Raw genomic sequence first — 24,827 nt, forward strand, 5'->3', positions numbered from 1 at the left:
CGTCGCAGCGCAGGCGCAGCGGCGGGGCCGAACGGCGGCAGCGGTGTGCGATCGCGAACGACCGGTCAGCTCGGGTCGGCCGAGACACCGCCGGACTGCTCCGGCTTCTCCTTCTCTGCCTCGGCGACGAGCCGCGCGTACCGCGTGCCGGCTGCCAGCAGCACCAGGCCCGCCCCGAGGAACGCCGCCACCCTGGCCAGCCCGTCGAGCGCGACGAGGTCGAACAACACCAGCTTCGCGACGGCCGCGCCGACCAGCACGAGCCCGGTGATCCGCAGCGCGGGCCTGCTGATCCCGCGGGCCAGCAGCACGAGCGCGGCGACCGTCCAGGACACCGTCGCCACGGCGTGCCCCCCGGTGAACCCTGCGCGGTCCGGCGACACGAGCAGCGCGACCGTGACCACCAGCGACGTGGCGCCGTAGAGGCCGACGACCCCGATCGGTACCCACAGCGGGGCGGACGCCGCGTCGGGCCGGATCAGGTCCACCCGGCCTGCCGCCACCAGCAGCGCCACCGCGAGCACCAACACCAGCACCGAGACCCCGGCGCCGGTGAGGAGGGCGCCCTGGCCGCCCTGGTGGTAGGGGAAGGCCGGGAACTGCACGAGCGCCGCGAGCGGAGCGTCCTGCGCGAGCGCCAGCAGCGACCCGACGGCGCCGTACGCCATCGCGATGTTCAGCGGCAGCCGCGAGCGCAGCACGGCAGCCAGCACGGCGAGCACCACCGCCTGCCCGAGCAGCACCACGGTGGCGCCGCTCCCCTCCACCGCCACCAGCGTGGCCTCGAACAGCGCGATGGCCGCCGCTGTGATGCCCACCGTCCGGAGCAGGCGGTCCAGGCCGGGAGTCATGGCGAACCCGCCCAGTGCGAGCGCAGCGACGGCGGCGACCGCGCCACCGCCCCAGTCACCGAGAGCGGCCGCGGTCGCGAGCACCGGGACGGGCGTGGCGGCCACCAACCCGGCCACGGGTCCCCGCGGCAACAGCCGCGCGGCGGGCACCGCGGTCGAGAGGCCCACCGCCAGGGCCGCGAGCACGACCGCGACCGTGGCCGCTTCGTCGTTCACGGCGACAAGGGCGCCGACGGCCGATCCGAAGAGCACCGGTCCGGCCGCGGCCAGGAGCATCAGTACGGGCCAGCGCCTGCGCAGCACCACCGGCAGCGCCGCCAGCTGCAGGGCCAGTGCGAGCGCCACCAGCCGCCAGTCCGCCACGATCACGGGTGCCAGCAGCGCCGCCCCGACCACCACACCGCCACCCAACAGCTGCGACCGCCACCGGTCGGCCAGCCCGAGGCCTGCGGCTGCCACCAGCAGCTCGACCAGCAAGGCCGGCACGACGGGAAGGTAGCCGTAGAGCACGGTGGCCGCGGCGACCACGAGGTACAGCGTCGCGAGGCCCGTCGCCGCCAGCGCGAGAGCGCCTGCGCGCGCGTTCTCCCTGCGGTGCAGCCACAGCCCGATGCCGACCAGCGCGATACCGAGCAGCGCACCGGCCGTCACCCGCGCAGGTGGGGAGAACCAGCCACGCGACGCGGCCAGCACGAGCAGCAGGACCACGCCGAGCAGCGTCACGCCCCCGCCGACCCAGGCCAGCAGCCGCGCGCCCGACATCGTCGACCTCGCCCGCGCCATCGGCGCCGGGTTCGGGCCGCCGGCCACCGGGGGCCACCCGGGCGCGGCCGCGCCGGATGCCGACACGCCGGGCGACCGCCGGCCGGCCGGGTAGGGGCCGACCGGCGGCCCGACCGGCGACGGAGCCCGCCGGGCCGGGTCGCCGGCGGAAGTATCCGCGTGGTCGCGAGATTCGGGACCGATGTCCGAAGCAACCCGCCCCACCGAACGTGCGTCTCTAGAACGTGACCATGAAGGCGCCTCCACGGCCGGCGCCGGTCCGGGACCGACCGGGGCGGCAGCAGCACGCAGCCGCACCAGATCCATGCTCATCGCGTCGAGCCTGCGTCCGAGCAGGCTCATCTCGGTGGCGAGAGCGACGTAGGGATCCACGGTCTCGGTGTTCATGCCGGGCAGGATGGCGCCCCGCCGAGTCCGGCGGGGTCCGTATCCCTACCCGGTTCGGGTCACAGATCCATCACGTACCCCCATCCGGGGGAATCGTGCCCGATCACCCGCAACCCGCTCGGGACAGCCTCGTTGTCCCGATCGAGCGGACTTGTCTGGAGGTTGTGTGAGCGCCGTTTCACCTGCCCGCCCAGCCGTCCCCGTAGGGGCGGCGCCCTTCGAGGCGGACCGTCGAACGCTGCGCGTGCCCCGACCGCGCCCCCAGCCGAGCCGCTCCCGGTTCCCTGCCGTCTCCGTCGTGGTGCCCACCCGCAACGAGGCCCGCAACCTGGAGATCATCCTCCCGGCGATCGCCGCGGTCCGCCCCGCCGTCCACGAGATCATCGTGGTCGACGGCAACTCCACCGACGGATCCATCGAGGTCGCGAAGCGCGTCCTGCCGTGGGTCCGCACGATCACCCAGACCCGCAAGGGCAAGGGCAACGCCATGGCGTGCGGGTTCGGCGCGGCCACCGGCGACGTCATCGTGATGTTCGACGCCGACGGCTCCGCCGACCCGGCGGAGATCCCCTCGTTCGTGTCCGCGCTGGTGGCCGGGGCCGACTTCGCCAAGGGCAGCCGGTTCACCAACGGCGGCGGCAGCGATGACATCACCCTCCTGCGCAAGACCGGCAACGCCGGGCTCAACGGGGTCGCGAACGCGCTCTTCGGCACGGCGTACACCGACCTCTGCTACGGCTACAACGCGTTCTGGTCCGATCTCCTGCCGGTCCTCGAGCTGCCCCCGGTGGACGCGCCGCCGCCCCCGGAGGGAATGCTGTGGGGCGACGGTTTCGAGATCGAGACGGTGCTGAACTGCCGCATCGCCGCAGCCGGCCTGAAGATCACCGAAGTGCCCTCGATCGAGCGGCAGCGGATGTTCGGCGAGACCAACCTCCGCACGTTCGCCGACGGCTCGCGGGTGCTGCGTACCCTGCTGGCCGAGCACCGGCGCGCCGACCGCCGCAAGTCCGACCGCCGCTAGCGCCGCGCGGTCACCCACTGCCTGAAGGAGACCGCCCCGTGAGTACGCCCGCCGTCACGGCGACCGTCGTGATCTGCGTCTACACCGAGAAGCGGTGGGACGACATCGTCGCCGCGGTCGATTCGGTCGAGGCGCAGGACGTCCCCGCGGCGGAGACGTTGGTGATCGTCGACCACAACGCCTCGCTCCTCACCCGTGCTCAGGAGGCCTTCGGCCCGCGCGGCGTCCGGGTGCTGCCCAACGCCCACAAGCAGGGCCTGTCCGGTGCCCGGAACACGGCGATCGCCGAGGCCACCGCCGACGTGATCGTGTTCCTCGACGACGACGCCGCAGCGCGCCCCGGATGGCTCGCCGCCCTGCTCGAGCCCTACAGCGACCCCACGGTCGCCGCGGTCGGCGGGGTCGCGCACCCGCGCTGGCCGTCGGTCGGGATACCCATGCGCACCAGACGTCCGCACGTCCTGCCGGGAGCCGATCCCCGCAACGGCGACGCCACGGGCGAGCTCGACTGGATCGTCGGCTGCACCTACACCGGCCAGCCCAGGCAGCAGTCCGAGGTGCGCAACCTGATGGGCTGCAACATGTCGTTCCGCCGTGAGGTGTTCGAGCGCGTCGGGGGCTTCGCCGAGGACATCGGCCGCATCGGCAAGAACCCGCTGGGCTGCGAGGAGACGGAGCTCTGCATCCGGGCCCGGCAGGCCTACCACCGGGCGGGCGAGAAGATCCGCATCCTGTTCGAGCCGCGCGCCATCGTCGACCACCGGGTGAGCGAGGACCGCGTGGAGTGGGCCTACCTGCGCCGTCGCAGCTGGGCGGAGGGGCTGTCGAAGGCCGCGGTCTCCAAGCTCGTCGGCACCGACGACGCGCTCTCCACCGAGCGCAGCTATGTTGCGAAGGTGCTGCCCACAGCCGTGGTTCGCGAGCTCCGCCAACGCAACGTCGTGTCGGCGGCCGCCGTCGTCACCGCTCTCGCCTGCACCGGTGCCGGCTTCCTCAGGGGAAAGCTGCCCGGGGCCACCGCGGGGGTGCGGCTCCCTGCCGCCACCGCGGGCACCGCAGGCGCCCCCCGCCCGAACACGGGTGGCTGAGGTCGGGCAGACCGCGGTGCACCCGCCCATCCACAGCTTCGTCCACCACCGCAGCCGTCTCACCGAGGGCCAGCAGCACGCCTGGGACCGGTGGTGGGAGAGCCGCGGGCGCGACGTCGCCGACCTGCTGAGCGGCGCGGAGCCGTTCGACCCGCCCGCATGGTTCGGTCGGACGGCGCCGCTGGTGCTCGAGATCGGGTCCGGGATGGGGGAGTCGACGGCGGCGCTCGCCGCGACCGCCCCCGAGGTCGACCACGTCGCCGTCGAGGTGTTCGAGCCGGGCCTCGCGCAACTGCTGATGCGTCTCGCCGATGCCGGGCTGACGAACGTGGCCCTGCTGCGCGGCGACGCGGTCGCGCTGCTGCGCGAGTGCGTGCCGCCCGCCTCGCTCGCCGGAGTCCGGGTCTTCTTCCCGGACCCGTGGCCCAAGCGCAAGCACCGCAAGCGACGGCTCGTCCAGCCGGACTTCGCTGCGCTGGCCGCCTCGCGGCTCGTGTCTGGCGGCACCCTGCACATGGCCACCGACTGGGACGACTACGCCGACCAGATGCGTCAGGTCTGCGACGCCGAACCGCTGCTGGAGAACACCGCGGCCGGCCTCCCCGGGGGCTGGACACCGCGTCCGGACTGGCGTCCCGTCACGAAGTTCGAGCAGCGCGCGCGTCTCGAGGGACGCGCCGTGCACGACCTAATTTATCGGCGTGTCGGCACCGGGCCACCTTCTGATCACAGGGTGTGACCGTGTAGGAAGGACGACGCCCCGCTCCCCAGGGGTGTCGGCGAGTGAAAGGCTGAGCGCCGGGTGTCATCGCTCGTTGCAACAAATGCTGCCGTACCCGCTCCCCGAAAGGCTGACAGCAGCCTGACCGGAGCTGCCGCCCCCGCACCGCCGACGGCCACCGTGGACCCGGCCGCGGCGGAGGAGTTCCTCGATCAGTTCTACGCCGAGACCTCGCCACCCACCAGGTTCGACCACCGGATGTGGCAAGTGCGACACGAGATCGAGAAGACCGGCAGCTACACCCACACCGTCGACGAGCTGACGTTCGGCGCCCGCGTGGCCTGGCGCAACTCGGCGCGCTGCATCGGCAGGCTGTACTGGAACAGCCTGCGGGTGCGCGACAGGCGACACGTCAGCGCCCCCGCCGACGTCGCCGCCGAGTGCGTCGGGCACCTGCGTGACGCCACCCGCGACGGCCGCATCCGTTCCACCATCACGATCTTCGCGCCGGACCGGCCGAACCATCCCGGCCCGCGCATCCACAACGACCAGCTCGTGCGGTACGCCGGGCATCGCCTACCCACCGGCGAGACCCGGGGCGACGGGCGCCACGTCGACTTCACCCAGCGCGCCGTCGCGGCCGGGTGGCGGCGGCCCGATCCGCCCGGCCGATTCGACGTGCTGCCGCTGCTCATCTCCGCAGGCGACGACGAGCCCGAGATCTTCGACGTCCCGGCCGACGCCGTGCTCGAGGTCCCGCTCATCCACCCCGACCACGACTGGTTCGCCGATCTACGCCTGCGGTGGCACGCGGTACCGGCGATCAGCAACATGCCGCTCGACGTCGGCGGCGTCACCTACCCCGCCGCGCCGTTCAACGGCTGGTACCTCGGCACCGAGATCGGTGCCCGCAACCTCGTCGACGCCGACCGCTACGACCTGCTGCCCGTCGTCGCGGAGCGGCTGGGGCTCGACACCAGCTCGGAGCGCACCCTGTGGCGCGACCGGGCGCTGGTCGAGATGGTGCGGGCGGTACAGTACTCCTTCGACGTGGCGGGCGTGACGATGGCCGACCACCACTCCGAGTCGCGGCGGTTCCTCACCCACGTCGCCCGCGAGGAGAGCGCCGGCCGGCGCTGCCCGGCCGACTGGAGCTGGATCGTGCCGCCCGTCTCCGGGGGTCTCACGCCGGTGTACCACCGCTACTACGACGAGCCCGACCCGGCGACGCGCCCGGCCTTCCTCCCCCCGAACCACCCCTGACCAGGGGGCTCCGTTCAGACCGGCGGGGGCAGGCCGGGCACCTGACGGGTCCGGCCGCGGAACTCCGCCACCACCGACTCGCCGCTGCGGACCGTCACGTCGTACAGCCCCGACCGGCCCGTCCTCGCCCGTTCCACCGCCTCGGCGATGAGTTCGGCTCCGAGGGGCACCGGCCGGAGGAACGTGATGTCGGCGCCCGACGCGACCGCAGAGGTGCCGTAGCTGTTGGACGCGTAGGCGAGCGCGGCATCGGCGAGCAGGAACAGGTACCCGCCGTGGCAGATGCCGTGGCCGTTCACGTGCCGCTCCGCCACGGCCATGCCGACCCTCGCGCGCCCGGGACCGACGTCGAGCAGCCGCACGCCGGCTCCACGACCGGCCGCGTCGGCCCGTTCCATCGCCTCGGCGGTGCGTGCGGCGACGTCCTCGGGTGCCGGCCCGGTCCACCCTGACGCCCTCTCGTCCATCGCCGCGGATGCTATCGCTCACGCAGCGCTAGGGTCGTTTCATGACCCCGACCTGCTCCCCGGTCCGGCGCTCGTGACCGCGACCATCCCGACGGACCCGGTCCCCCGCGTGATGCTGGTCTGGGACGCGCCCAACATGGACATGAGTCTGGGCTCGCTGCTCGGCGCCCGCCCGACGGCCGCCTTCCGGCCGCGCTTCGACGCGGTGGGCCGCTGGCTGCTGGATCTCGCCGGACCGGAGGCGGTCGCCGAGGCCACGGTGTTCACCAACGTGGTGCCGGGGAGCACCGAGGTCGTCCGGCCGTGGGTCGAGGCGCTGCGCAACGTGGGTTTCGCCGTGTTCGCGAAGCCCAAGATCAGCGAGGACTCCGATGTCGACGAGGACATGCTCGCGCACATCCGCCTCCGGGCGCAGGAAGGCACGCTGCGCCACGTCGTGGTGGCCTCCGGCGACGGACGCGCGTTCCGCGAACCGCTCGAGGATCTCGAGAAGCAGGGCACCGGCGTCACGGTCATCGGCTTCCGGGAGCACGCCAGCTTCGCACTGACCTCCGAGGTGATCGAGTTCATCGACCTCGAGGACATCGACGGCGTGTTCCGCGAGCCCCTCCCGCGCATCACCCTCGACTCGCTGCCCGAGGGCGGAGCCTGGCTGCCGCCGTTCCGCTCTCTGCGCTCGCTGCTGGAAGCACGCCGATGACCACATCCCTCGGCGAACGGCTCACCGCCCCGGTCGTCCTGCCGTGCGACCCCGAGTGCACGGTGCTGCGCAACGGAGTCGTCGACATCGACTCCACGGGCCGCATCACCCACGTCGGACCGCGGTCGTCAGCCCCACCGAACGACGCACCTGTCCGGGCGCTGCCCGGCGCCCTGCTCCCCGGGCTCGTCAACACCCACGCCCACACCCCCATGTCGCTGCTGCGCGGCATGGGCGGCGACCTGCCGCTGATGCGCTGGCTGCAGGAGGTGATGTGGCCTGCCGAGGGCAAGCTCACCGCACCGGACGTGCACGTGGGCATGACCGCGGGATGCATCGAGCTGCTCCGCAACGGCTGCACCACCAGCGTCGAGATGTACTTCTTCACCGAAGCGGTGATCGACGCCGTCACCACCGTCGGTTCCCGCGCCGTCCTGACCCCGGCCATCATCGCCGCGCCGGGCTGGGACCGGCTCGGCACCTGGCAGCAGATGCGCGACGACGTGTCCGCGCTGATCGACGACATCGGTGTGCGATCGGGTCCCGGCGAGCGCATCGAGCTCGGCTACGGGCCCCATGCGGCATACACGCTGCCTCCGGAGGCACTCACGTCCGTGGGCGAGCACGCCCGGGAACGCGGAGCACTCATCCACATCCACATGTCCGAGTCCGCCGAGGAGGACCTCGTCCAGCGCGAGGCCTACGGCTCGGTGCCTGCGATGCTCGACAAGCTCGGCATGCTCGGCGGGCGGGTGCTCACCGCCCACGCCGTGCAGCTGTCCGACGACGACATCGCGCTGCTGGCGGCCAACAACGCGGCCGTGGCCCACTGCCCCGGCTCCAACGCCAAGCTCGCCGCAGGTATCGCACGGGTATCGGCCCTTCGTCGCGCCGGTGTGCGCGTGGGCATCGGCACCGACGGACCCGCGTCCGGGGACAACCTCGACATGTGGGCCGAGGCGCGGCTGGCCGGCCTGCTCGCCCGCGTCACCAGCGGGGACGCCGCAGCGCTCACCGCGGCGGAACTGCTGCTCATGTCGACGAGGGACGGCGCCGCCGCGATCGGGCGCGACGACATCGGCGCCCTGGAGCCCGGCCGGTGGGCCGACCTGGTGCACGTCGACCTGAGCGACTCCACGTTCGTCATGCCCGAGGACGACGCCCAGCTGCTGTCGAACCTGGTGTGGGCGGGGGGCTCCCGGCTCGTCCGGGACGTCTGGGTGGCGGGCGAGCAGGTGCTGGCCGACCGGGAGCCGACCCGCGTGGACCGCGCCGCCGCAACCGCCGACCTCCGGCAGGCAGCCGCACGCCTCCACTGACCCCCCGCGAGTCGCCCGTTCTAGGTGCGCGAGTCGCCCGTTCTAGGTGCGCGAGTCGCCCGTTCTAGGTGCGCGAGTCGCCCGCTCCGGGTGCGCGAGTCGCCCGTTTCGAGTGCGCGAGTCGCGCGTATTGCGCGCGCGAGTCGCCCGTTTTGAGTGCGCGAGTCGCCCGCTTTGGTGCGCACAGTCGCCCCGACCGCGCATGGGTGGCGCGTAGGCACGGGGGCCGTGATCCGTCAGCGAATGCCGGGCTCGATGGCGTGCGTCATCCGGCAGGCCAGGTCGCAGGACGCCTGCCCGTACTCCTGTCCGTCAGCGCGGATGACGGGCTCAGCCGGCTCGCAGCTCGCGGTGCCGCCTCGCGCGCAGCCCTCCAACGGTGCGGCCGCGAAGGGGCATGCCCCGGGCGGTGAAGGCCTGGTCGATCTCGCTCTCCACCCGATACATGGAGGTCAGATCGTCCGCGCGGACGATGATCACGATCCAGCCCCGCCGTTCGAGCTCGAGGATGCGCGCCGCGTCCCGCTCCTCGCGCCCGGCATGTGCGGCATGCCCGTAGTACTCGACAGCGATCTTCAGCTCCGGCCAGCCGAGATCGACTCGGTACCGCGGCTCGCCGTCGATCGTGCACACCCAGTGGTTCACCACCGGCACGGGGAAGCCCCGGTCGACGATCCGCCAGAGCAGCCAGCTCTCCGCCGGGGACTCGGCTGCACCGGTGGCGAGATTCAAGAGACGGGCTCCGATGCGGGTGCCCCGGGGATCCGGACGTGCTCGGATTCGACGATGGATCTCGTCGCGCAGAGCCGAACGATCATGTGGCGCCAGAGCGGAGAGCACCTGGTCGGCGATGGCCAGCGCGCCCGCCGGCTCGGCGGTGCAGAGCAGATCGGTGACGACGCGCTCCACGGAGAGGACCGGCAGACCGTCGACCAGCCGACGATCGCGATCAAGCGCGAGGCCGTTGTGCACCACGAGCCCGGGACGGGTCCGCTTCTTGCTGCTGTAGGGCACGACGACGTGCACCGGCGTCGGCTCGGCCGCCGTGCAGCCGTGCATGAACGCAGCCGTGGGGCCGGTGATGACCGCGTCCGGACCGGAGGCGAGCCATCCCGCCGCGATCACGGTGGACGGTTCGGCCGCGCGGGCAGGATCAACGAGCACGCCCGGCCATGGCGAGCTGAACTCGCCCGACCTGATCGCCGAACGAACCCGGTGCGCACCGAGCAGCCGGACGGCATCGCGTCGCCGGCATGCACCGGCTGTACCAGTTGTCGGAAACACGACTCGACGATCCCGCGGTGAACCCGAGCGCCGAGGCCGGACGCCGAAACTGTGGACAACTGCGGCGGCATGTGGACAACTCGGCTCGCAGGACCCGCTGTCAGGCCGAACGACCCTGGGCCTTTCCACAACGAGGCGGGCGACTCGCGGACCCGAAACGGGCGACTCGCGGACGCAAAGTGGGCGACTCGCGCGCCCAGGAGGGGCGACTCGCGCGGCTGCAACGGGCGACTCGCGCACCCGGGACGGGCGACTCGCGGGGGTGGGGCTGCTGAGGGCCGGGGCCGCGGCGCCGAGGTTCCAGCGCGACCCCGGCCCTCGTCAGGGCAGTGGTGCAGTACTGCCGTCGTGCACGGCCACTCCCCAGCGGCCGTCCATCCCTGCACGCCCGAACGTGCGGGGACGTCACCAGCGGGAGCTGTAGGCCTCGCGTCTGTGGTGGTGCCGTCCCTCGTCGACCAGTTCGTGGCGCGCAGCCGGTACGGCGACATGTGCTCCGGTGCCCGAGATCCGCGAGTTCGGGATGGACGGGGCCGGGGTGAGGGCCTGTACCGGGATCGGCGCGGTCAGGGGGTCGCGTCGGAACGCGTCGACCGGATCCGGGCGGGGCGGCGCGGGCGGAGCAGCCTGGGCCGGCCGGGCGGCCGGGGGGGCAGGCTCGTGTTGGCGACTGCGCCATCCACTACGCGTGAGCGCATGAAAGATCGGCGTCAGCTCGGCGTCCTCGTCGAACGCATGCCTACCCGTGGCCGGAGTCCAGTCGTCGTCGGTCGTCGAGTAGCGGGTCGCTGGGGACACGCGTCACCTCCATCGTCTTCCTGTGCGCCGTCCATGGTGCTGCCTTCAGCGGTTCTATCTGCGCACTTACACCCACAACGGGGACACTCGGGCGTGGAAACGGGTTCGGAGCGACCGTTACTGCTCTGCGGCTCGATTCCGCCCGTTCGGGTGGATCTCCTCCCCCTTCAGACACGCTTGAGCATTCGGGCAGCGCCCGCTGCAGCGGTTGTGGCGAGGATCCACCCCAGCGCGATCAACAAACTCGCTATCCATTGGGATGCGCCGTCCAATCGCCAGTACCCGTCCTGCCCGAGGTTCACGATCGGGAGCAGCGTGTCGATGGCGAAGATCCAGGGGTTGAAGACCGGGTTCTGTCCGTTGTCGACGGGCGGCGGCACGTGCGTGGCGAACCAGGCACCGCCGAGCACAGCGAAGAGCGCGAGCCAGCAGACCGCTAACCAGGGCTGATATCCGAATCCGACGGTCCACCGCTGGAGCACACCCCAGATCCGACCCGCGACACCCGCCTCGGCGTAGTGCCGGCTCTGCATCTCCATGAGGACGCGCTCGGAGGCCGCCTCGTCGCCCGCGCGCCGGTACGCGGCCGCCATCTGGTCGTACGGTCCCGGTGCGTAGTCGGGTATCACCTGTTTGAGCCAGGTTAGCCGCTTTCGGATGTCAATCACATGTGTGTCATTCAGTTTCTGGTAATCAAAACCGTCCAGATCGATGCCACCAACGGCCCTCCATAACTCTGGGCAATCTTCAAAGGTGCCGACCTGGGCCTGGGCCAGACGCACGGCCGCGCCGGGGGCTCGGGCCGGGCGCACGACGAGTTCCCCGGTGACCAGGCCGTGGGCGTTGAGGGCATAACGGACCCGATCCGGCTCGGCAGCCTCCTCCGACTCCGACCGTTCCGGGGACTCCGACGGTTCCGGCTCCGGCGCCCCCAGCGTCACGTCGACGAACTGCACCGACTTGCGCGCCTCCATCCGCCGGATGCGGACGCCGCCGGTGGCCACGAACCCTTCCGAACAGACGACGTCCTTCCCGACGGTGGCCGCGCGGAGGTCCAGGGAGGGTCGTGCATCTCCGTTGGGCCGCAGCCGGGGCTGCTCCAGGTGGGCTCCGGTGCAGTCGAGCGTCGCCCCGATCTCGGCGTTCTGCAGCCGGACCGTGCCCTTGCACTCCAGCCGGCGGAGGTAGAACTCGCCGCCGATCCGCAGCCGGTCGCCCAGCAGCGCGTACCCGCGCGGCGTGGACAGCGCGATCCCCGTGAGACTCGCGCTCCCGCGGACGTGGGCGTCCACCAGCCGCAGCTGACCGGCGCACCGGAGCGGACCGCGCCCGTTGTCGCGGCCCTCGAGGTCGCCGCTGACGTCCATCCCGTCGGCGAGCAGCGCAATCCCGCGCCCCGCCGGACCCATCGGACCGACCAGCCGGGCACCGGAGAGCCGCAGGTATCCGCCGACGACGGCGTTGGGCAGGCGCACCGTGCCGTCGGTGTGCACCCCGTCGTCGAGTTCGAGGTTGCCCTCCACCCGGACGCGGTCGGCCACCAGGCACGCCGATCCGTCCACGATCCCGCCGGGAACCAGCGGCAACCGGCTTTCCCCCGGCTCCGGTTCCGATTCGACGGACATGGCCGCGGAGCCACGCTCGATGCGTGCCCCGGAGAACACGAGGTCACCGCCGACCCTGGCCCCGGCCAGCATGAGCCGGCCCGACGCGCAGAACGCGACGTCCGGCCCGGCGTCGTGACGACCGGCGAGGAGACTGCCGCCGACGGTGATCCCGGTGGCGTCGAGCGCGTCGCTGGTGGGGCTGTTCAGGTCGGCCCCGCTGCAGTCGAGGTTGCCCGTGATGCGCGCGCCCGGCAGCCGGATCTCACCGCTGCTGCGCAGCCGCCGCGCGTAGAACGTGCCGTCGACGACGATGCGGTCGGCGATGAGAGCCCGGCCCCCGGCTCCCCGCAGCCGCCCACCCGAGAACCGCAGTGACCCGCCGATCTGCGCGTCGGTGAGGTGCACGGGTCCATGGGCGGTGAACCCGTCGTCGAGCAGCAGGTCGGCGGCCACCCGCAGGTTGCCCGCCCGGAGTCCGGGCAGCCGGCAGCCCGTGAGTGCGAGGCCGGCGAAGTGCGCCATCCGCAGGTCGGGAACCTGGGCGAACACGCAGGAACGCAGCTCGACGGGGACGCCGATCTCGGCGCCGGTGAGCCGGAGAACGCCGGTGATGTTGGCGCGCCGCAGCGTCAGCGCGGGTGCGCCCGACGACGGGGTCTCCGTGAGGACGGCCGCGAGGGTGGTGGCCGACAGCGCGGCACCCTCGAGATCGAGCTCCCGTCCGGTTGCCAGGGCGTCGGCGAGCGCCGCCGCATCCACCACCACCGCGCCGGCCTCCCAAGATCCACAGACTTCGCGGCGGATGTTTATCACGGCCCGGCGCCCCGTGGTGATCATCGGGGAAAAGCTCGCAAACGGGTCGTCGAGTGGCGGGCGCCTCCGCCCACCAGGAGCATCGGAGGGTGCGATACCTCGTCACGGGTTCCACCGGGTACATCGGCGGCCGGCTGGCCGCCCGGCTGGTCGATGCCGGCACGGGCACGGTCCGCTGCCTGGTGCGCGACCCGGAGAAGCTCCGGGACGTCCCGTGGGCCCACCGCGCGGAGATCGTGCGCGGAGACCTCCTCGACCCGGCGAGCATGCGTGCGGCCTGCGAGGGCGTCGACGTCCTCTACTTCCTGGTGCACTCGCTGTCGGACCGGGACTTCGCGGCCACCGACCGCCGCATCGCCCTCGTCACGGGGCAGGCGGCGCGCGAGGCGGGCGTCAGCCGGATCGTCTACCTCGGCGGGCTGCATCCAGAGGGAGGCCTGTCGGAACACCTGGCCTCCCGCACCGAGGTGGGTGAGATCCTCCTGCGCTGCGGCGTTCCGACCGCCGTGCTGCAGGCGGCGGTGATCCTCGGCTCCGGTTCGGCGAGCTTCGAGATGCTGCGCTACCTGACCGAGCGGCTCCCGGTCATGGTCACGCCGCGGTGGGTGCGCAACCGGATCCAGCCGATCGCGGTTCGCGACGTGCTGCACTTCCTCATCGGCGCGGCCACGCTGCCGCCCGACGTGAACCGGACGTTCGACCTCGGCGGCCCGGAGGTGCTCACCTACCTCGACATGATGCAGCGCTACGCGGCGGTGGCCGGGCTGCCGTGGCGGCGCATCGTCCCGGTGCCGGTGCTGACCCCACGCCTGTCGGCCCACTGGGTGAACATCGTGACACCGGTGCCGAAGACGATCGCGGCCCCGCTCATCGAGTCGCTCGTGCACGAGGTCGTGTGTTCCGAGCAGGACATCCTCGAGTACGTGCCCGAGCCGGCGGGTGGCCGCACCGGTTACGACCGGGCCGTCCAGCTCGCGTTGACGAAGATCAGCGGCGGTGACGTCGAGACCAGGTGGTCGGACGCGGCCGTGGCCGACATGGCGTCCGATCCGCTGCCCAGCGACCCACAGTGGTCCGGGGGAAGCGTCTACCTGGACGAACGGGAGCAGAGCAGCACGGCCGATCCGAACGCGCTGTGGGCGGTCGTCACGGGGATCGGCGGCGAACGGGGCTGGTACTCCTTCCCGCTCGCCTGGGCGGTGCGCGGATGGATGGACCGGCTCGTCGGCGGGGTCGGCCTGCGCCGCGGCCGACGTGATCCCGACCGGCTGCAGACCGGCGACGCGCTGGACTGGTGGCGCGTCGAGCAGCTACGCGACGACGCGGGCGGCCGGACGTTGCGGCTGCGCGCGGAGATGAAGGTCCCCGGCCGCGCGTGGCTGGAGATGACGGTGACACCGCAACCGGACGGTTCGCGGTACGGGCAGCGGGCGGTGTTCATCCCGCGCGGGTTGACCGGCCACCTGTACTGGCGGTCGGTGGCTCCGTTCCACGGCATCGTGTTCGGAGGCATGGTCCGCAACATCACCCGCAGCGCCGAGCGGGTCGACCGTCGGCACCGGAACGGCGAGGTCACCGGCCGCGGGTAGGGCTAGGGATTCCGGGCAGCTCAGGGGTCGATCCGGGGCGACTCGCGGACGGGATTCGGGCGACTCGCGGGGTGGTGGGTCAGGCTGCGGCGTCGTCCAGCTGCTGGACGGCCTCCTGGTCCAGCTGCAGCTCGCCGGCGCGGACGTTCTCCTGGAGGTGCTCCTGGCTGCTGGTGCCCGGGATCGGCAGCATCACCGACGAGCGCTGCAGCAGCCACGCCAGCGAGACCTGCGACGCGGTGGCGCCGACCCGGGCGGCGATGTCGGCCACGGCGCCACCGGGCTCCGCCAGCTTTCCCGCGCTGATGGGCGCCCACGGGATGAAACCGATGCCGAGCTCGGTGCAGTAGCGCAGGACCGCGTCGTACTTGCGGTCGAGGACGTTGTAGCGGTTCTGCACGGCCGCGACGTCGACGATCGAGGTGGCGCGTTCGATCTGCTCGACGTCGACCTCGGAGAGCCCGACCGCGGCGACCTTGCCCTCCGCCTGCAGCTCGGCGAGCACGCCGAACTGCTCGTCGGCGGGCACCATCGGGTCCACGCGGTGCAGCTGGAACAGGTCGATCCGGTCGACGCCGAGGCGGCGCAGGCTCAGCTCGCACTGCTGACGCAGGTACTCCGGGCGGCCGCACGGGAACCACTTGCCGGGCCCCGTACGCAGGAAGCCCGCCTTGGTGGCGACGGTGATGCCGTCATAGGGGTGCAGCGCCCGGCGCACGAGGTCCTCGGCCACCTCCGGACCGTAGGAGTCGGCGGTGTCGAAGAGGTCGACGCCGAGCTCGGCCGCGCGGCGCACCACGGCGACGGCGGCGTCGGGATCGGACGGTGGACCCCATATTCCGGGTCCGGTGAGGACGCGCATCGTGCCGAAACCGAGCCGGTTCACCGGCCCGGTCGGCAGCGAGAAGCGCGTGCTGAGTGCGGGAACGGTGTCATGAAGAGTGACCACGCCGTCACCATCGCACCGTGACGAACCGGGCGCCGCAGTTCGTGACGGGCGCCTCGCCCGATGTCACCCGTATCTCAGGAAAGTGCGGTGGCCAGGGCGGATGCGATTCGGAGCAGTACCGCTGCGGCGAGCAGGGGTGTGCTGGCGTAAAGCATGCCGAGGGCGATCATCATCGCCCGTCCGGCGCCTCGCCGAGTGCATCGCGCAGCACGGCGGACTCCCGCTCGGACACCGAGCGGGCGAAGTGCAGCAACACGGTCTCGACGTCGGCGGAGGCGTCCAGCAGGTCGCGCAGCGCGCGGGCGGTGACCTCTTCACGGGTGGCGCTGGGACGGTAGCGGTAGGCGCGGCCGTCCATCTCGCGCTGCACCCACCCCTTGCGGTGCAGATTGTCGAGGACGGTCATGACCGTGGTGTAGGCCAACTTGCGCTGCGGTGTCAGCTCCTCGAGGACGTCGCGCACGCGGTGGGCCGGCTCCGGTGACGACCACAGCACGTCCATGACCGCAGCTTCGAGCTCACCCAGACCTCGCACGTGTCCTCCCCCCGGAGCAGCATAAAGCCGCACGACCGCCCGGAGGGCCCAACCTGCACTGGGTACCGCTACCCGCAGGGCCTACCCCTCAAGGCCCTGCGGGTGGCCCGCCCCGTGACGCGGGTGACCGCCGCGCCGCGTGCCATCGCAGTGCCCGGATCGCCAGCTCCGAGTGGACCAGCGCACCGTCGGCGAGCACCCGGTCGTCGAAGATGGCTCCCGGGCTGTGGTTCACCGGCGCCTTCGACGGATCGTCGGCGCCACTCGCGCCCAGGACGAGATAGCAGCCGGGCACCTCGTTGAGCACCTCGGAGAAGTCCTCCGCGGCGCTCACCGGTGATGCGAGAGGTTCGAACCGCTCCGCGCCGAGCACCTCGGAGATCGCCCTACTGGCGAACTCGTACTGCTGCTCGTCGTTCACCGTCACCGGGTAGCCCACGACGTACTCGACCTCGGCGGTCAGCCCGTACGCCTCGGCGAGGTGCCGGCACAGTCGGGTGGCTTCCGTACGCAGTCGCGCCTGGTTCGCCGCCGAGAAGGTGCGCACCGTGGCAGCGATCTCGGCCGTGTCGGGAATGGTGTTGGATCTGGTCCCGGCGTGGATCGAGCCGACCGTGACGACCACCGGGTCGAAGACGTCGAAGCGCCGGGTGACCAGGGTCTGCAACGAGGTCACGATCTCCGCCGCCACGGTGACCGGGTCGCGGCTGAGGTGCGGCATGGAGGCGTGCCCGCCGGCTCCGTGCACGGTCACCTTGAGCTCTGCCATGGCCGCCATCAACGGGCCGGGTCGGCTGCGGAACAGTCCCCTGGGGGTTCCGTACGAGCGCACGTGCATGCCGTACGCCGAGGAGACCCGCGGTCCGGCCGCGTCGAGCACCCCCTCGTCGATCATGCGGGCGGCGCCGTTCCAGCCCTCCTCGCCGGGCTGGAACATGAACACGACGTCGCCGGCCAACGCGTCACGGTGCGCGCTGAGCAGCCGGGCCGCACCGACCAGCATCGCCGTGTGTCGTGCCCGCAGGCGTGCATCGCGCCGTCCACCTGGCTGGCGTAGTCCAGCCCGGTCGTCTCGGTGATCGGCAGGGCGTCCATGTCGGCTCGCAGCAGCACCGCGGGGGCGGGTTCGCCGCCCGGCATCGCCGCGCTCGGTCGTCCGCCGCGCAGCACCGCGGTCACCGAGCTCAACGTCCTGCCCGGGGTGACCTCCAACCCCAGACCGGCCAGCTCGTCCAGCACCGCCCGCTGGGTGCGCGGCAGGTCGAGGCCGACCTCGGGGTGCCGATGGATGTCGCGCCGCAGCCGTACCAGGTCGTCCTGCAGGGCTGCGGCGTCGTCACGCAGCCGGGCCGCCAGAGGCATCAGGTGTTCCCGGCCAGCATCCCGGCCATCCGGCGCGGGTGGACCACGTGCGGAAAGTGCCCGCCGTCGGGCAGCACGGTGACGGTGAGGTTCGGCAGAGCCGACGTCAGCCACCCGAGGTACGCGGGATCCGGCTCGGACGCGGCCACGTAGCGGTACGGCACCCCGCCGGCCCGAATCACGCCCAGGTCATGGGTCCGGCGCCGGCCGATCTCCTCGGCGGAGGAGACCAGGACCTCGTTCCAATAGCCGAGGAGCAGGTCCTGCCGAGGACAGGTAGCGGTCGAGACCAGCTCCCGCGCCGCCGACGGCAACCGGTCGACCTGCATGGTGACGAGCATCCGGTCCCAGACCTCGCGCCAGGCCGGGCTGCGCAGCACCGGTTCGGCCTGCTTCAGGACGTCTGCGAACTTGCCCACGAGCAACGGCTGGTCGATGTTGACCACGCCACGGGTCGGACGGGTCGAGGCGTACATGGTCGCCACCACGCCGCCGACCGAGTGCCCGACGACGATCGGCGCGGCGAGCCCGGCCTCGGTCACCGCCCCGTGAACGGCGGCTACGACCTCGTCGAGGTCGTAGCCGTCCCACCGCGGCGACCCCCCGTGCCCGGGCAGGTCGACGGTCAGCACCCGCCGGCCCGGGTCGAGCGTCGCCAGCTCGTCCAGCAGCGGCCGCCAGATCCGCCGGTCGTAGGTCAGACCGTGCACGAGGACCAGCGGCGGCCGGTCGTCGTCCGTGCCCCGGATCTCACCGGCCAGGCCACCGAAGTACTGGCCGTCGTCCCTGTCCGTCATGTCCCCTCTTCCTTCATCGAAGCCTCACCCAAGGGGGCGTAAACGAGGGGTGCACAATTTGTACGGGGTGCGGGCCACAGGCGGGCCGAGCACCGGGTGGGGCAGGGAACGTGAGGTTTCCCAAGGATTCCGGCCACTCGCCTTCGATTGCCGGGCCTGCCCGCGCGCACTAGCGTTCCCACGTGGCCAAGATCGTGTCGTTGCCGCAGGCGGTGTCCGAGCTTGTGCATGACGGGGACACCGTCGCGCTTGAGGGCTTCACCCACCTCATCCCGTTCGCCGCAGGGCACGAGATCATCCGGCAGAGGCGGCGCGGCCTCACCCTCGTCCGGATGACGCCCGACCTGATCTACGACCAGCTGATCGGCGCGGGCTGCGCCGCCAAACTCGTGTTCTCCTGGGGCGGCAACCCCGGCGTCGGCTCGCTGCACCGGATGCGCGACGCCCTCGCCACCGGGTGGCCCGCCCCGCTGGAGATCGAGGAACACAGCCACGCCGGCATGGCCAACCGTTACGTCGCGGGCGCATCGGGGCTGCCGTTCGCGGTGCTCCGTGGCTACGCCGGCACCGACCTGCCCCTCCACACCTCCACCATCTCCACCGTGGAATGCCCGTTCACCGGGGAGCGGCTCGCCGCCGTCGCCGCGCTCAACCCCGACGTCACGGTCGTGCACGCCCAGCGGGCCGACCGGGCCGGAAACGTCCAGCTGTGGGGGATCACCGGCGTGCAGAAGGAGGCGGTGCTCGCGGCCCGGCGCTCGCTCGTCACCGTCGAGGAGATCGTCGACGAGCTGACGCCGGTGCCGGGGGCGGTCGTCCTCCCGGGCTGGGTGCTCGACGCGGTGGCCGTGGCGCCGCGCGGTGCGGCCCCGTCGTACGCACACGGGTACTACGACCGCGACAACGCCGCCTACCGCAGCTGGGACACGATCAGCCGCGACCGGGAGGCGTTCACCCGCTGGCTGAGCGCCCTCGAGGAGGCGGCATGACCGGCACGACCGATCCGGTGACGGAGTCGGGGCCCACCACCAGCTGGTCCGCCGACGAGATGATGAGCATCGCGGCTTCTCGTTCGCTGCGCGACGGGCAGGCCTGCTTCGTGGGGATCGGGCTGCCGTCCACGGCGGCCAACCTGGCGCGCCGCCTGCACGCGCCCCACCTCGTGCTGATCTACGAGTCGGGCACCCTGGACACCCGGCCCGACGAGCTGCCGCTCTCGATCGGAGACGGCATCCTCGCCGAGTCGGCCCTCTCCGTCGTCAGCGTGCCGGAGATCTTCAACTACTGGCTGCAGCCCGGCCGGATCGACATCGGGTTCCTGTCCGGAGCCCAGATCGACCGGTTCGCCAACATCAACACCACCGTGATCGGTGAGTACGACGAGCCGGACGTGCGGCTGCCCGGCTCGGGGGGTGCGCCCGAGATCGCGTCATCCTGCCGAGAAGTGATCGTGGTGATGCGCCACCGGATGCGAGCCTTCGTAGAGCAGGTGGACTTCGTGACGTCCGTCGGGCACGGGAGCGGCCCCCTGGACCGGCAGATCCTCGGGCTGCGCGGAGCGGGTCCGGTCCGGGTGATCACGGATCTCGGCGTCCTGGAGCCCGATCCGGACACCTCTGAGCTCGTGCTCACCGCACTGCACCACGGCGTCACGGTCGAGCAGGTGCGGGCGGAGACGGGCTGGCCGCTCGAGGTGTCGGCGGACCTCATGATCACCGCTGCGCCGAGCACCGCCGAACTGGAGACGCTGCGCTCGATGCGCACGGTGGGATCGGGAGAGTCATGACGAACGACGGCAGGGCGCGGCTGCACCACATCGACGAGGGCCCGCGCGACGCGCCGGTCATCATGATGTCGGGATCGCTCGGCTCGACGCTGGAGATGTGGCGACCCCAGGTGGCGCCCCTCACCGAGCGGTTCCGGGTGATCCGCGTCGACCACCGCGGCCACGGCGGGTCCCCGGTGCCACCGGGGCCCTACCGCGTCGCTGACCTCGCAGGCGACGTCATCGCGCTCCTCGACGACCTGGGCCTGGAGCAGGTGGCCTGGTGCGGGCTGTCGCTCGGCGGGATGGTGGGCATGTACCTCGGCTCCGAGGCCCCGGAACGCATCACCAGCCTCACCCTCTGCTGCACGTCGTCGCACTTCCCGGACTCGTCGGTGTGGGCGGAGCGGATCAAGGCGGTCGCCGACGGCGGCACGGCCCCGATCGCCGCCACGGTGGTCTCGCGGTGGTTCACGCCCGGCTGGGCGGCGGAGCACCCCGACGTCGTCGCGGAGGCGGAGGCGATGGTCGCCGGCACGTCCGACGAGGGCTACCTGGCCAGCTGCCAGGCGCTCGAGGTCTGGGACCACCGCGACCGGCTGCCCGCGATCTCCGCGCCCACACTGGTGATCGCCGGATCCGCCGACCTGTCCACCCCCGTCGAACCGCATGCGCGCACGATCGTCGACGGCATCCCGGGCGCCCGGCTGGACGTGCTCGAGGGCGCCCACCTCGCCACCGTCGAGCGGGCCGACGAGGCCACCGCACTGATCGCCGAGCACGCCGGACGCTGACGGGCACTCACATGAACGGCGCAGCCGTCCCCCCGGCAGAGTCCACAGCGATCTTGCCGGAGCCCACGTCGTTGGCTGCGACGATGACGGCTGCCATGCTCGCCGCCAGCACCGATCCGGCCCTACCCGCTGCCCAGGCGATACCGCCGGGGTGACGGTGCTCGATGATGGTGAGTGCTTCGCTGTCGTTTCCCGCGCCGATGCTGGTCTGGTGCAGGTCGAGCACCTCGACGTGGATACCGCAGTCGGACAGCGCTGAGGTGAGTGCCTCGATCGGCCCGACACCATCGTGGATGGTCGTGTGATTCTCGTCCCCGATGCAGATGCTGATCCGGGTACACGCGCGCCCTTCGCGCTCGGAGGTCTCGTACCCGGTGAGCACGACGGGAGCTTCCGTGTCCGGTGGCGTGAGGTAGGCGTGCTGGAAGATGTTCCACAGCTCGGCCGCGATGACCTCGTCGCCGGTGGTGTCGGTGTGCTCCTGGACGCGGCGGGCGAAGTCGATCTGCACACGCCGCGGCAGGTCGATGCCGTACTCGGTCTCCAACAGGTAGGCGATGCCACCCTTGCCGGACTGGGAGTTGACCCGGATCACGGCGTCGTAGGTGCGACCGATGTCTGCCGGGTCGATCGGCAGGTACGGCACCCGCCAGTCCAGCTCTCGCTCAGGACGACCCTCGGCCGCCGCGCGGCCGCGGTGCTCGGCGAAGCCCTTCTTGATCGCGTCCTGGTGGGTGCCGCTGAACGCGGTGTGCACGAGGTCGCCCACGTAAGGGTGTCGCGGGTGCACCTCGATGCGGTTGCAGTACTCGACGGTGCGGCGGATCTCGTCGATGTCGGAGAAGTCGATCATCGGGTCGACGCCCTGGGCGTGCAGGTTCAGCGCGAGCGTGGCGATGTCCACGTTCCCGGTACGCTCCCCGTTGCCGAAGACGCACCCCTCGACCCGCTGCGCACCGGCCAGCACCGCCAGTTCGGCACAGGCGATTCCGGTACCGCGGTCGTTGTGCGGATGCACCGAAAGGATCACGGATTCGCGGCGGCGCAGGTTCTTGTGCATGTGCTCGATCTGGTCGGCGTACACGTTCGGGGTGGCGACCTCGACGGTGGCAGGCAGGTTGAGGATGACCGGCCGGTCCGGACTCGCCTCCCACAGTTCGGTCATCGCGTCGCACACGTCGAGCGCGTAGTCCGGCTCGGTGAGGTTGAACACCTCGGGCGAGAACTCGAAGCGCACATTCGGCAGGTCACCGGCGAGCTCCAGCACGTCGCGCCCGCCGGCGAGGATCCGCTCTTTCAGCTCGGCGCGGCCGTGACCGAGCACCACGTCTCGCCAGACCGGTGCGGTGGCCGTGTACATGTGGATCACCACCGGGTTGGCGATCCCGCGGATCGAGGTGACGGTGCGCTCGATCAGGTCACGGCGGGCAGGGGTGAAGACCACGATCGTCACATCGCCGGGGGCGATGCCGGTCTCCGCGATCAGCCGCACGAAGTCGTAGTCGGTCTGCGACGACGAGGGATAGCCGACCTCGATCTCCTTGTAGCCCATCACGACCATGAGCTCGAAGAACCGCCGCTTTCGGGACGGGTCCATCGGCTCGGCCAGCGCCTGGTTGCCGTCGCGCAGATCCACCGGTACCCACAACGGGGCGGCGGTGAGGCGACGGTTCGGCCAGTCCCGCTCGGTGAGGGGAACGCCGACGCGTGAGTAGACGTCGGCGTAGCGGTGGGACGGCATCTGCGAGTGCCGCTGCCGGTTCCAGGCGGGCGCCCGCTCCGGCACCGGGCCGACAGGCGTGGAGATACCGGGGAATGATGCGGTGGTCATGACGCGGATTCCTTCGTCGATTCGTAGACCGGCGCGAGGGAGGCACCCACGACGGGGAGCCGGTCCGGCTAGGCCCCGCCGTGGCGGCGGAGGAGAAGACAGTCGACCAAGATCACGGCAAGACTCTACCATAAGTCCTCAGACAAGTAGAGAACTAGGGATCGCATGGAGCAGGTCAGACGAACGCCGCTGGCGGATCAGGCCGCCGAGCTGCTGCTGGAACGGATCAGGTCGGGCGAGTGGAACCTGGGCGAGAAGCTGCCCGGTGAGACCACCCTGGCCCCGCAGCTCGGCGTCGGACGCTCAACCGTCCGCGAGGCGATCCGCCAGCTCGCCGGCCGCGGCATCCTCGCCTCCCGCCAAGGAGCGGGCGTCTTCGTCACCGCGCTCGACATCCACGAGGACTGGGATGCGGTGCTGCTGCGCGCGGGCATCGTGTCGGTGATCGAGGCGCGCATCGCCATCGAGACCGAGGCCGCAGCGCTCGCTGCCGAACGGCGCACCCCTGCAGACCTGCGCGCGATCCGCCGAGCGCTCGGCGAGCGCGCCGAGCGCCGCTCCGGCATCGAGGAGCACGTCGACGCCGACACCGCGTTCCACCGCGCCGTCGTGACGGCCGCCCACAACCCCATCCTCACCGAGCTGTTCGACAGCTTCACCCCGCGCGTGCGTGAGGCCATGGTCGAGATGCTCCGCATCCGCAAGAAGTTCGGCAGCGATACCGACCACGACGCCCACGTCCGTCTCGCCGATGCCATCGCCGACCACGATGGAGCCACCGCCGCACAGCGGAGCCGAATCCACCTCCTGTCCCTGAAGGAAGGACTCGCATGAGGGGCGTACTACACCGGTGACGCGGTCGGCCGACGGTTTTACGGGGCCGTTTCCGTCCAGGTGACCGGCAGTTCGTGGACTCCGTAGATGTTCATGTCGGTCTTGAGTTTCACCTCGCCTGCGGGGATGGCGAGCTCGAGGGTCGGGAAGCGACGCAGCAGTCCCTCGAAACCGGCGCGCATCTCGATGCGGGCCAGTTGCTGGCCGAGGCATTGGTGGATGCCGTGGCCGAAGGACAGGTGACCGCGGGCCTTGCGGTGGACGTCCAGGTCGTCGGGGTTGTCGAATCGCTCCGGATCACGGTTGGCCGCCAGCAGCGAGACGATGACGGTCGATCCCTGGGGGATGGTTTCGCCGCCGAGTTCGATGTCCTCGGTGGCGTAGCGGAAGAAGATGTCGGCGATGGACAGGTAGCGCAGGAGCTCCTCGACGGCATCGGGCAGCAGATCCGGGTCGGCGCGCAGTTCGGCCAGCTGCTCGGGGTGCTCCAGGAGCGCGAAGGTGCCCAAGGCCAGCATGTTGGCGGTGGTCTCGTGGCCCGCGAGCAGCAGCAGGAAGGCGATGCCGGTCAGCTCGTCGATGGTGAGGTCGTCATGGCGGGCCAGGTCGGACAGGATGTCCTCGCCGGGGACGGCGCGTTTGCGCGTGACCAGTTCGGAGAGATACGTGCTCAGTTCGGTGTACGCGGCGATCTTCTCCTCGAGCTTCTGGTCCCTGACCAGGAACTTTGCCGAGTTGACCTGGAAGTTCTCCCGGTCCGCGTAGGGGACGCCGAGCAGTTCGCAGATCACCAGCGATGGCACCGGGAGCGCGAACTCCGTGACCAGGTCGACCGGCGGGGTGAGGCGCGCCAGCTCGTCCAGCTGCCGCTCGGCGATGTCGATGATGCTCTCTTCGAGCTGCTTCATCCGTCGCACCGTGAAGGCGCCGGTGAGCTTGCGCCGCAGCCGGGTGTGGTCCGGCGGGTCCATGGCGATGAACATGCCCGGCGGCTGCGGGGACGGTTCGGTAGCGGCAGGCATGCCCGGGGTCCCGTACGGAATGTGGAGAATGCCGATGTCCTGGCGGGAGCTGAACCGGGTGTCGGCCATGAGCCGGCGGACCGCGTCGTAGCCGGTGACGAGCCAGCCCTCGTGACCGTCGGGGAAGACCATGGGGCTGACGGGGCGGGCCTCGCGCAGCCGGGTGATCTGGCGGGGCGGGTCGAAGGGGCCGGCATCGCGCTCCATCGGGAGGCCCTGCGGGATCGGAACCGTGTCACTCATC

The 24,827-nt window shown here is 71.5% G+C and carries 21 protein-coding genes and 1 pseudogene; 11 read left to right on the forward strand and 11 right to left on the reverse strand.

Annotation, left to right across the window (positions count from 1 at the left end; translation table 11 throughout):
• Positions 1–65: 65 nt before the first annotated feature.
• Positions 66–2,021 (reverse strand): DUF2339 domain-containing protein, encoded by a 1,956-nt coding sequence (locus tag AC5L35_RS08380; protein WP_495058984.1) that lies wholly within the window; start codon positions 2,019–2,021, stop codon positions 66–68.
• Between the two features lie 244 nt (positions 2,022–2,265).
• On the opposite strand from AC5L35_RS08380, the gene AC5L35_RS08385 reads away from it, so the two are divergent.
• From AC5L35_RS08385 to AC5L35_RS08400, 4 genes are all read left to right on the forward strand, one after another.
• Entirely contained in the window at positions 2,266–3,045 is a 780-nt protein-coding gene (locus tag AC5L35_RS08385) for a glycosyltransferase family 2 protein (RefSeq protein ID WP_495058985.1), read from the forward strand.
• Between the two features lie 38 nt (positions 3,046–3,083).
• Positions 3,084–4,133 (forward strand): glycosyltransferase family 2 protein, encoded by a 1,050-nt coding sequence (locus tag AC5L35_RS08390; protein WP_495058986.1) that lies wholly within the window; start codon positions 3,084–3,086, stop codon positions 4,131–4,133.
• Positions 4,126–4,872, forward strand: coding sequence for a tRNA (guanosine(46)-N7)-methyltransferase TrmB (gene trmB, locus AC5L35_RS08395; RefSeq protein WP_495058987.1), 747 nt, complete (start codon positions 4,126–4,128; stop codon positions 4,870–4,872). The genes AC5L35_RS08390 and trmB overlap by 8 nt, the downstream gene beginning before the upstream one ends.
• A gap of 123 nt (positions 4,873–4,995) precedes the next feature.
• Positions 4,996–6,117, forward strand: a complete 1,122-nt coding sequence (locus AC5L35_RS08400) for a nitric oxide synthase oxygenase (protein ID WP_495059258.1) — start codon at positions 4,996–4,998, stop codon at positions 6,115–6,117.
• A gap of 14 nt (positions 6,118–6,131) precedes the next feature.
• Here the strand turns inward: AC5L35_RS08400 and paaI are convergent, their stop codons facing one another.
• Positions 6,132–6,584 (reverse strand): hydroxyphenylacetyl-CoA thioesterase PaaI, encoded by a 453-nt coding sequence (gene paaI, locus AC5L35_RS08405; protein ID WP_495058988.1) that lies wholly within the window; start codon positions 6,582–6,584, stop codon positions 6,132–6,134.
• Positions 6,585–6,657: 73 nt separating this feature from the next.
• On the opposite strand from paaI, the gene AC5L35_RS08410 reads away from it, so the two are divergent.
• Together AC5L35_RS08410 and AC5L35_RS08415 are read left to right on the forward strand one after the other, a co-directional pair.
• The gene (locus tag AC5L35_RS08410; protein ID WP_495058989.1) at positions 6,658–7,284 is read left to right on the forward strand and encodes an NYN domain-containing protein; all 627 of its coding nucleotides are present in this window, start codon (positions 6,658–6,660) and stop codon (positions 7,282–7,284) included.
• Positions 7,281–8,603 carry an amidohydrolase family protein gene (locus tag AC5L35_RS08415; protein ID WP_495058990.1) on the forward strand — a complete coding sequence of 441 codons (1,323 nt, stop codon included), beginning with the start codon at positions 7,281–7,283 and terminating at the stop codon, positions 8,601–8,603. The genes AC5L35_RS08410 and AC5L35_RS08415 overlap by 4 nt, the downstream gene beginning before the upstream one ends.
• A 330-nt stretch (positions 8,604–8,933) precedes the next feature.
• Here AC5L35_RS08415 and AC5L35_RS08420 read toward each other — a convergent pair whose 3' ends face one another.
• The 3 genes from AC5L35_RS08420 to AC5L35_RS08430 form a co-directional block, all read right to left on the reverse strand.
• Positions 8,934–9,767 (reverse strand): type IV toxin-antitoxin system AbiEi family antitoxin, encoded by an 834-nt coding sequence (locus AC5L35_RS08420; protein ID WP_495058991.1) that lies wholly within the window; start codon positions 9,765–9,767, stop codon positions 8,934–8,936.
• Between the two features lie 525 nt (positions 9,768–10,292).
• A complete protein-coding gene (locus tag AC5L35_RS08425) occupies positions 10,293–10,685 on the reverse strand; it encodes a hypothetical protein (RefSeq protein ID WP_495058992.1) in 393 nt (130 codons plus the stop codon).
• 167 nt (positions 10,686–10,852) lie between these two features.
• On the reverse strand, positions 10,853–13,129 hold the full coding sequence (locus tag AC5L35_RS08430) for a hypothetical protein (protein ID WP_495058993.1): 2,277 nt from the start codon (positions 13,127–13,129) through the stop codon (positions 10,853–10,855).
• A 65-nt stretch (positions 13,130–13,194) separates the two neighbouring features.
• Between AC5L35_RS08430 and AC5L35_RS08435 the strand changes: the two genes are divergently transcribed.
• Complete coding sequence (locus tag AC5L35_RS08435; protein ID WP_495058994.1) at positions 13,195–14,694, forward strand: SDR family oxidoreductase; 1,500 nt, start codon at positions 13,195–13,197, stop codon at positions 14,692–14,694.
• A gap of 79 nt (positions 14,695–14,773) precedes the next feature.
• Here the strand turns inward: AC5L35_RS08435 and AC5L35_RS08440 are convergent, their stop codons facing one another.
• The 4 genes and pseudogenes from AC5L35_RS08440 to AC5L35_RS08455 all read right to left on the reverse strand — a co-directional run bounded on the left by AC5L35_RS08440 (position 14,774) and on the right by AC5L35_RS08455 (position 18,337).
• On the reverse strand, positions 14,774–15,595 hold the full coding sequence (locus tag AC5L35_RS08440) for an aldo/keto reductase (protein WP_495059259.1): 822 nt from the start codon (positions 15,593–15,595) through the stop codon (positions 14,774–14,776).
• A 217-nt stretch (positions 15,596–15,812) separates the two neighbouring features.
• Positions 15,813–16,178, reverse strand: coding sequence for a BlaI/MecI/CopY family transcriptional regulator (locus tag AC5L35_RS08445; protein WP_495058995.1), 366 nt, complete (start codon positions 16,176–16,178; stop codon positions 15,813–15,815).
• 88 nt (positions 16,179–16,266) lie between these two features.
• Positions 16,267–17,540 (reverse strand): annotated as a pseudogene (locus tag AC5L35_RS08450) (M20 metallopeptidase family protein).
• Complete coding sequence (locus AC5L35_RS08455; protein WP_495058996.1) at positions 17,540–18,337, reverse strand: alpha/beta fold hydrolase; 798 nt, start codon at positions 18,335–18,337, stop codon at positions 17,540–17,542. The pseudogene AC5L35_RS08450 and the gene AC5L35_RS08455 overlap by 1 nt, the downstream one beginning before the upstream one ends.
• A 182-nt stretch (positions 18,338–18,519) precedes the next feature.
• Between AC5L35_RS08455 and AC5L35_RS08460 the strand changes: the two genes are divergently transcribed.
• From AC5L35_RS08460 to pcaD, 3 genes are read left to right on the forward strand one after another with little or no spacing between them, the layout of a single operon-like run.
• Positions 18,520–19,326, forward strand: a complete 807-nt coding sequence (locus AC5L35_RS08460) for a CoA transferase subunit A (protein WP_495058997.1) — start codon at positions 18,520–18,522, stop codon at positions 19,324–19,326.
• A complete protein-coding gene (locus tag AC5L35_RS08465) occupies positions 19,323–20,123 on the forward strand; it encodes a CoA-transferase subunit beta (protein WP_495058998.1) in 801 nt (266 codons plus the stop codon). The genes AC5L35_RS08460 and AC5L35_RS08465 overlap by 4 nt, the downstream gene beginning before the upstream one ends.
• Entirely contained in the window at positions 20,120–20,896 is a 777-nt protein-coding gene (pcaD, locus tag AC5L35_RS08470) for a 3-oxoadipate enol-lactonase (protein WP_495058999.1), read from the forward strand. Before AC5L35_RS08465 ends, pcaD begins: the two co-directional genes overlap by 4 nt.
• A 7-nt stretch (positions 20,897–20,903) precedes the next feature.
• Here pcaD and AC5L35_RS08475 read toward each other — a convergent pair whose 3' ends face one another.
• Complete coding sequence (locus AC5L35_RS08475) at positions 20,904–22,727, reverse strand: 2-isopropylmalate synthase (RefSeq protein ID WP_495059000.1); 1,824 nt, start codon at positions 22,725–22,727, stop codon at positions 20,904–20,906.
• Between the two features lie 165 nt (positions 22,728–22,892).
• Between AC5L35_RS08475 and AC5L35_RS08480 the strand changes: the two genes are divergently transcribed.
• The gene (locus AC5L35_RS08480; RefSeq protein WP_495059001.1) at positions 22,893–23,561 is read left to right on the forward strand and encodes a FadR/GntR family transcriptional regulator; all 669 of its coding nucleotides are present in this window, start codon (positions 22,893–22,895) and stop codon (positions 23,559–23,561) included.
• 38 nt (positions 23,562–23,599) lie between these two features.
• Here the strand turns inward: AC5L35_RS08480 and AC5L35_RS08485 are convergent, their stop codons facing one another.
• Positions 23,600–24,826, reverse strand: coding sequence for a cytochrome P450 (locus AC5L35_RS08485; protein WP_495059002.1), 1,227 nt, complete (start codon positions 24,824–24,826; stop codon positions 23,600–23,602).
• Between the last annotated feature and the right edge of the window lies 1 nt (position 24,827).

This window comes from Pseudonocardia sp. OZ21 (assembly GCF_059359135.1).

Bases quoted from the DNA above. Each gene is read 5' to 3' on its own strand.
- AC5L35_RS08430 (WP_495058993.1), bottom strand. From the start codon at position 13,129: ATGATCACCACGGGGCGCCGGGCCGTGATAAACATCCGCCGCGAAGTC.
- pcaD (WP_495058999.1), top strand. From the start codon at position 20,120: ATGACGAACGACGGCAGGGCGCGGCTGCACCACATCGACGAGGGCCCG.
- AC5L35_RS08380 (WP_495058984.1), bottom strand. From the start codon at position 2,021: ATGAACACCGAGACCGTGGATCCCTACGTCGCTCTCGCCACCGAGATG.
- AC5L35_RS08455 (WP_495058996.1), bottom strand. From the start codon at position 18,337: ATGACGGACAGGGACGACGGCCAGTACTTCGGTGGCCTGGCCGGTGAG.
- paaI (WP_495058988.1), bottom strand. From the start codon at position 6,584: ATGGACGAGAGGGCGTCAGGGTGGACCGGGCCGGCACCCGAGGACGTC.
- AC5L35_RS08415 (WP_495058990.1), top strand. From the start codon at position 7,281: ATGACCACATCCCTCGGCGAACGGCTCACCGCCCCGGTCGTCCTGCCG.
- AC5L35_RS08475 (WP_495059000.1), bottom strand. From the start codon at position 22,727: ATGACCACCGCATCATTCCCCGGTATCTCCACGCCTGTCGGCCCGGTG.
- AC5L35_RS08485 (WP_495059002.1), bottom strand. From the start codon at position 24,826: ATGAGTGACACGGTTCCGATCCCGCAGGGCCTCCCGATGGAGCGCGAT.
- AC5L35_RS08465 (WP_495058998.1), top strand. From the start codon at position 19,323: ATGACCGGCACGACCGATCCGGTGACGGAGTCGGGGCCCACCACCAGC.
- AC5L35_RS08480 (WP_495059001.1), top strand. From the start codon at position 22,893: ATGGAGCAGGTCAGACGAACGCCGCTGGCGGATCAGGCCGCCGAGCTG.